The following is a 6,963-nucleotide window of genomic DNA, read 5'->3' on the forward strand; positions in this document are numbered from 1 at the left end:
CATTAATCAAGTCGCCAAGCATCTAAACCAAGGAAATAAAGTAGACAATGAGATACTCGTGACCTTGGTAAAAATACAAGCCGATCTTGATAGCGAGCTTGAAAGGATAATGAGCGATGATCGTTAAATTCTTTCGTCATGGTACAGGCGGCGGTAATGCCGTCTTTGATTATCTACTTGGCAAAGATGGGGATCGCCCTGATGCTGAAATATTGCGCGGTGACGTGGCGCAGCAAAAGTTACTTATTGACTCATTAGAGTTTAAACGCCAGTACACCAGCGGTTGCTTGAGCTTTGAAGAAGCCCCTGACCATCTAACAATTAAGCAAAAAAATGAGATCATGGATAGCTTTGAGGAAACCATTACCGCAGGTTTAGAGGTTGATCGGGTGAGCTTTGCATGGGTTGAGCACAGAGACAAAGGACGGCTTGAGCTGAACTTTGTCATTGCCAATGTTGATCTTGAGCATGGGCGACTGTTCCAGCCCTATATTCACAGCCAAGACAAAACGAGGGTCAATGCGTGGAAAGACCTACAGAACATTTACTATGATTTATCAGACCCAAATGACCCCATACGCAAGCGATTAATGGCGCAGCGTGACAACTTGCCAAGAACTACCAAAGAAGCGCGTGAAGCCATTACAGAGGGCTTGAAAAGTATGGTGGCTAATGGACTGATAACTAACCGCAATGAGGTCATCCAAACGCTCCAAGGCGGAGGGTTTGAAATCGCACGAGAAACGGACAAAGCAATATCTATTAAAAACCCCAGCGGTGGCAGAAACATAAGATTAACAGGTGGATTATATGAGCGAGCTTTTAAGTTTAGCCCAGAACTTCAAGAAACAGTCGAACGAGACAGCAGTACTTATAGAGACAACGCTACAGGACGACTTAGGGAAGCTACACGCGTCCTTTATGAAGAGCTTGACCGAAAGCGAGACTATCATCACACAAGGCACGGAGAGCCTAAAAGAGAAGCAAACCAAGTTGACAGAGAGCTTAGAGACGCATCACGAAGCGATCAACACAGTGTTGTCTACTCACCTATCCAGCGTCCAAGTCCTTACGACAGAAAGCCTAGAACAACAAAAAGCCGAGATAGCGCAGATGATGAGCGAGTATTCACAAGAGTTAAGCCAAACGATGCAATCACATCAAGCCAACGCCTTAGACTTCATACAACACCGAGCATGGGTAGTGGTGATTGGCTGCGCGATTGTCGCTTTAGTGATGATGGGATTTGGCGTCATGATTGGAATGAAACTGGGATAACAGACCATGCAAAAACAACTGATAGAGCAAGTCAGCCAAGCGATGCAAGCGAACGCAGACACGATAGCGCGGCAGAAAGAGATTATCGACTACCAAGAGCAGAGCATCGAGAGATTGAAGCGATTATTGACAGCATTGGCAGAAACGCAAGACAAGGAACTCAAAGCGTTACCAAGCATGTTCGAGACATTAGAGACTTCACTGAGCAAGCACACGAAAGAGCAGCAAGCTTGGTGGAATCATCGCAAGCAATACACAGAAGGGCAAATGATAATCGCAGAACAACTGAGCAAACTCGCAACCACACAGATGCAGCTCACAACAGCCTTGAAACAGTATCAGAGTATATTAGTACCAGCAGACGAGTTAACGAGCGATATGAGCGCATTAGAGACGATGCTGGAAGGTACGATGGAGCAGCTAAAGAGTTCACAGAACGCAATAAAGCAGTCACAGAGCAAATTGATGAGCGAGTTAGAGACTGTAGCGAAATTAGTAAACAAATAACGCAAGAGCTTGAAAAACAGCGCCCTAAGCGGTCTTATTCGGGCCCCAGTATGGGCAGATAACGTAAAGTAGGTACAACTTTGTAAGCCTTAAATGGCGTGCCTTTACAAGGAAATTGCTAATTGACGAAACAAGAATGAGAGCGTAAACTCAAGTGCTAGAAACGACTAACCCCCAAAGCTGGCAGGCTTCAGGGGTTAGATGAATTTTAATCTGTGTCAGCAGATATAAAACCCATTTTTTCGATACGGTCATTTTATATCAGCAGACGCACCAACACAAGTGTGCGTGATGTTAATACTACCGGAAATATACGAAAACCTCCCCTTAAAGCCTTATTGCACCGATGATCTAGGTGGTCTTGTCATTCGTCCGCGAAAGACAGCCGTCAAGATGCGGTATATTCAGCACAACCCCCCTTGCATGACTCATTTAATTTGCCTTGATATTGATCATGAGCATGGTGCAATGCGCTGGGCGGAAGAATACCTACCACCGCCACGCTGGACAAGCCAAAATCCTGAAAACGGACACGCTCATATCGTCTATGAGCTAAAAACACCTGTTTGCACCAGTGAGCATGGCAGTCGTAAAGCCTTAGACTATCTTGCTAAGATACAAGCAGGATTGGTTAGAGCAACTCGCGCAGACGTCGGCTATACCAACTTCATCACTAAAAACCCGATGCACGAGCATTGGCGTACCGAAGTATGGACAAAAGAAGCCTACGAGCTAAATTATTTAGCAGAGTTTGTTGATCTCAGACCGTTAACAGACTCGGAGAAAGAATATGGACTTGGTAGGAACTGCTCCTTGTTTGATACCGTTCGCCATTGGGCTTATTCTGCCATTAGAGAGCATCGAGGTAAGACATGGGAGCAATGGTACAGTTCAGTACTTAAACACGCTCAGAGCGCAAATATGATGTTCTTAGAGCCGTTACCATACTCAGAAATTAAGGCGACTGCTAAAAGCATTGCTAAGTACTGTTGGAAGCGTGATGCCTACCACTATAACGAGTTTATCTATCGTCAGGCGCTTAAAGGTAGTAAAGGCGGTAAGGCATCTAAGCGCAAGCCTTTAGCTACGTCAGAGCAAACACTGAAACCTTGGGAAGATTTAGGTATTTCCAGAAGAACTTATTACAATCATAAGAAATTAGGTAAGCTTTAAAAGTTGCACTGGATAAGCCTAAATCAGATAACAGCGCTTTTAATGCCGCTATTTGATCTGGGCTTATTGCTGCTTAGGCTATTATATTCTTCTTTCTGTCGTCTATGCTTACGTATGTCGCCCAGTTAATTAAGCAGGTGTCTGGTGGCATACATTGCTAATGTTTTATCTCAATAACTTTTCTATGAAGGAGACACGGCTAATAATTAAGAAGTCTAGTAGGGCTACTATCATGATAGCAACAATTGCCGTTGGGAAGATTACTGCTACGACAATTAGTACGATCGTAAACCAGCTAGGTATTGATCTCTTACTACCACGCGCAGGTGGGTTTAGACCAGCCACTTCTTGAGCGCTAGGTCGACGCTGCCACCACATTAAATAACCGCTAATGCAAATACCGATGACGGCTAAGCAAAACAGTACATTAGCAAGCACGCTCCACCATCCAAGTGTCCCCATATGTATGGCGATACCAGCTGCCATAAATTTCCCAAACGCATTGTAGTCATCAAAGCGAATATCTGCCAATTCTTTACCAGAATAGCGGTCAATATGTACGGTACGGTCAGCCATTGGACTATGCATATCATAGCTCATGGAGTCTTGGCTGAGTGTCCAAACGCCTGTGTCGTCTTGTGGTACATTTATATGATAACGGCCTCTAAACCCTATCTCACGGGCATACTGATTTACCGTATCTACGTTGATAGGTATGTTAGGTGCAATACCATTCTCTCCTTTCGTCGTGCCAGAGATGGGCATTGGTGTTTGCTCAAGTACCCAAGGCACTTCTTTTGTCTTACCAGTATTCAATACACTACCATGTGTCGGTGCGCTATCTGAACCATGAACGTGTGGCTTAGCCCCACTCATATCCATATAAGCATGTGGTTGACTTGGATCGATGGATATAGGTACAGGAGCCACGCCCCATTTGCCCGCAGGAAACTGGCTCCATGCCTGAACAACTTTTCCACCCCAAATGCCCGCCCATGCCATGCCTGAAATACAGAAAAATAAGAGTAGAATAGATATCCAACTTCCTAATGTGGCGTGAATGGTTCGAAAAAACGAGCGCTTTTTTTTCAGACTTGTATCATTATCAGGTACTAACATTGCCTTGATAGACTTACGTTTCTGCCACCACAAATACCAACCTGTTAGGATCATTAGGATGGTTAACGCCGCAGTGGTTTCTTGGATATAATCACCTACTGTTCCTAAAAGTAAATCACCATGAATCGCATCGAAAGTGTGATATAAATTACTTTGCGTCGGTATGCTTTTAACAATATCTGCAGTATAAGGATCAATAGCCACCATGTTATCTTGATTCTCTGATCTTACTTGGAAGAGAGCAACTGTGTTTGATTCTCGGGGCGCAATGTATTTTACAAGCGTACTATCAGGAACACTCTCAAGCGCAGTTTTGGCTTGAGTTGAAACAGGCATTTGTACCGTGGACTGTGAGGTAATGGTCAAGCGATCGTTGTCTCGGCCAGTCGTATTAGACATCAGCAACATGCCAAGTGCAGTACAAGCAAGAATGATTAAAAAAGGGGCAATAAAAATCCCTGAATAAAAGTGCCAACGCCATACAGTAAAGTAATGCTGAGAATTTTTTGGTTTCTGACTTTGTCTACTCATTAGTGAATCCTTAATAATTGGTTATGTAGCTTTGCTCTTAAGCCTGCACTCATCATTTTAGACTTCGCGATCTAAATGATGACAAGCGCTAGAGGCAGAGCCAGATTCTTTAGTTGTCAGTGCTCGTGATTCATTTGCTCGTGATTCATTTGCTCGTGATTCATTTGCTCGTGATTCATTTGCTCGTGATTCATTTGCTCATGGTTCATTTGTCCGTGATCCATATGTCCATGCATATTCGCCATGACCATTGGTACAGCGACAACGGCCAGTCCGGATATCACCATAATTGCGCCATTCAATTGTCGTAGGCGAAGACGTCCAATATGATGGCGTATCCAATTGACTGTTCCATGAGTAGCAACCAGCATAGGAATAGTCCCAAGCCCGAAAGCAAACATCAAAACAGCACCTGTTAGGGGATCATGACCAACAACGGCAATGAGTAACGCACCATACACAAGACCACATGGTAGAAACCCCCAAAGCAACCCTGCTGCTAGTGCTTTGGGAACCGTATTTAAAGGAAATACTTTGGTACGCAAAGGGCCTAAAGCTTGCCAAAATCGCATACCAAAACGCTCAAGCTTGTTTAAAAAAGGAAGACCGAGCATCGTCAGCCCCACAAAAACCAATACCAATCCAAGTAGAATTCGAGGTGTACTATTACCCATCATTAATGGTGCCAGTATGGTTGTACCAATCAAACCAGCGACCAATCCTAGTAGCGTATAACTGAGTAATCGGCCCAGATGATACGTGGCAATAAGACCACGCTTTTTTGCTGGGCTGATGTCTTTCATAGATAGTCCAAACGCTGCGACGATCCCGCCACACATGCCCAAACAATGGGGTGAACCAAAAAACCCCATCAACAATGCTGCAATTAACAATCCCATAGTCATAAAATGACTCCTAAAACATAAAGTAAATAAGATCAGCCATTCAGTTTTTTGTACTAAAGCGCCATCCAAGCCATTTACCAGCTTAGATGAGGTGCTTACTGAATAGGTACTGATATAAATAAATAGCATTTCAAGCACAATATTTGGGGCACCGTATTTTAAATGCCGTGTTTTGGGCAAGCGAGTACAAGCCAATCAATCAAAGCAATAAATAAGCTTGTTGATTGATAGCAAGTGCCAATGCACCAATAAAATATTGAACTATGAATGTTTAAGGTTATTTGAATATGTCTTGAGGAGGGGCGCGGGTGAGAGGCCGTAAAAAATTATTAGAATAGTGAGTGGTTGAGTGATATAAAAAAGTGACTAATACGGCGGGCAATTCAAACCATGCAGAGTCAGTGTGTGCAAACATTTTTGGCACGAGCACCGCAGACATAGAGATACAAAGGTCACAGCTGAGATGTTTTATATCATCTGGATCAGAATTTTCAACGTTATGTTTGCTATGTAATTCTTTTGACGAAATTTCTTCATTGGTATTTGCTGTTGATCTAGCTGTTGAAGTCGATGCTAAGGCATTAGGAGCAGTATGATGGTGCAGATGATAAGCTGCGCTATCATCAGGCATGTTGTGTGATGTATGAGTAATATCAGCCTGTATTTGCTCATACTGTTTAGCGGTTGATACAACAGGTGCAAGCTTAATACAAATGCCGTGACCTAAATGGGCATTATCATCCCATAAAGGAGTCAGCAAAATTGAGACATGCATGATCCAAGCAAAGCACGCAAGCAGCATGCCAAACCATAATGTTACTGGTGATGAGTGTCGTAGATTGAGCATTCGCCACTTAATAAGCATAATTTTGTCATCTATCACCAACTGCTTTTATGTAGGTAATATTTATGGATGAATACTCTGCAATTTGAATAAATCTAGAAAGAAAATCTAATATAGTACATAAACTGTTAAGAGTATTATTTTAAGATAAAGAATAAGGTCTTTACAAGTGTTATGTAAACAATTAAATTTATTATAAGCCAGCATATGCCGTCATTACAATTTACTTCGTTTCTTTTCATTTTGGCATGCCGGTAAGGGGAAACCCCTTAACCCCAAAAACCTTACGGACGTCACCCATGAGCGATGAAAAACCTACCAAGAAAATCAGAGATAGGCACATTCAAATACGCCTCACTGATGCCGAATTTGCGGAGATAAAAATCCGAGCAGGTGAGCTTGGCACATCAACCTTTTTGCGCCAGCTGGCACTTAACCAAAAGATCGAACAGCCAAAAGCCAAGGCTAAAAAAATCATACATACAGCCGACCCTGAATTGGTGCGTCACGTGGCATGGATTGGTAACAACATTAATCAAGTCGCCAAGCATCTAAACCAAGGAAATAAAGTAGACAATGAGATACTCGTGACCTTGGTAAAAATAC

At 43.1% G+C, this 6,963-nt stretch carries 6 protein-coding genes and 1 pseudogene; 4 read left to right on the forward strand and 3 right to left on the reverse strand.

All coding sequences use genetic code 11. The features are described from left to right. Window positions 1-116 precede the first annotated feature (116 nt). From QL982_RS14555 to QL982_RS13695, 3 genes and pseudogenes are all read left to right on the forward strand, one after another. Window positions 117-755, forward strand: a pseudogene (locus QL982_RS14555) (relaxase/mobilization nuclease domain-containing protein); the annotation flags it as partial. Between the two features lie 55 nt (window positions 756-810). Then, the gene (locus QL982_RS14560) at window positions 811-1,278 is read left to right on the forward strand and encodes an MbeB family mobilization protein (RefSeq protein WP_225736998.1); all 468 of its coding nucleotides are present in this window, start codon (window positions 811-813) and stop codon (window positions 1,276-1,278) included. A gap of 798 nt (window positions 1,279-2,076) precedes the next feature. After that, entirely contained in the window at window positions 2,077-2,958 is an 882-nt protein-coding gene (locus QL982_RS13695) for a replication initiation protein (RefSeq protein ID WP_290165588.1), read from the forward strand. A 165-nt stretch (window positions 2,959-3,123) separates the two neighbouring features. On the opposite strand, the gene QL982_RS13700 is transcribed toward QL982_RS13695, so the two are convergent. From QL982_RS13700 to QL982_RS13710, 3 genes are all read right to left on the reverse strand, one after another. After that, window positions 3,124-4,608 (reverse strand): PepSY domain-containing protein, encoded by a 1,485-nt coding sequence (locus QL982_RS13700; protein WP_290190401.1) that lies wholly within the window; start codon window positions 4,606-4,608, stop codon window positions 3,124-3,126. Between the two features lie 116 nt (window positions 4,609-4,724). Continuing rightward, window positions 4,725-5,513, reverse strand: coding sequence for a sulfite exporter TauE/SafE family protein (locus tag QL982_RS13705; RefSeq protein ID WP_290190402.1), 789 nt, complete (start codon window positions 5,511-5,513; stop codon window positions 4,725-4,727). A 277-nt stretch (window positions 5,514-5,790) separates the two neighbouring features. Next, window positions 5,791-6,396 (reverse strand): hypothetical protein, encoded by a 606-nt coding sequence (locus QL982_RS13710; protein ID WP_290190403.1) that lies wholly within the window; start codon window positions 6,394-6,396, stop codon window positions 5,791-5,793. Between the two features lie 260 nt (window positions 6,397-6,656). Between QL982_RS13710 and mobC the strand changes: the two genes are divergently transcribed. Beyond that, window positions 6,657-6,963 (forward strand): plasmid mobilization relaxosome protein MobC (mobC, locus tag QL982_RS13715; RefSeq protein WP_290190404.1); only part of this gene is annotated, 307 nt, incomplete at its 3' end.

The organism is Psychrobacter sp. 5A.1, from assembly GCF_030407455.1.
GTDB lineage: Bacteria > Pseudomonadota > Gammaproteobacteria > Pseudomonadales > Moraxellaceae > Psychrobacter.

Coding starts and splice junctions, on each gene's coding strand:
- QL982_RS14560 (WP_225736998.1), top strand. CDS start 811: ATGAGCGAGCTTTTAAGTTTAGCCCAGAACTTCAAGAAACAGTCGAAC.
- QL982_RS13695 (WP_290165588.1), top strand. CDS start 2,077: ATGTTAATACTACCGGAAATATACGAAAACCTCCCCTTAAAGCCTTAT.
- QL982_RS13700 (WP_290190401.1), bottom strand. CDS start 4,608: ATGAGTAGACAAAGTCAGAAACCAAAAAATTCTCAGCATTACTTTACT.
- QL982_RS13705 (WP_290190402.1), bottom strand. CDS start 5,513: ATGACTATGGGATTGTTAATTGCAGCATTGTTGATGGGGTTTTTTGGT.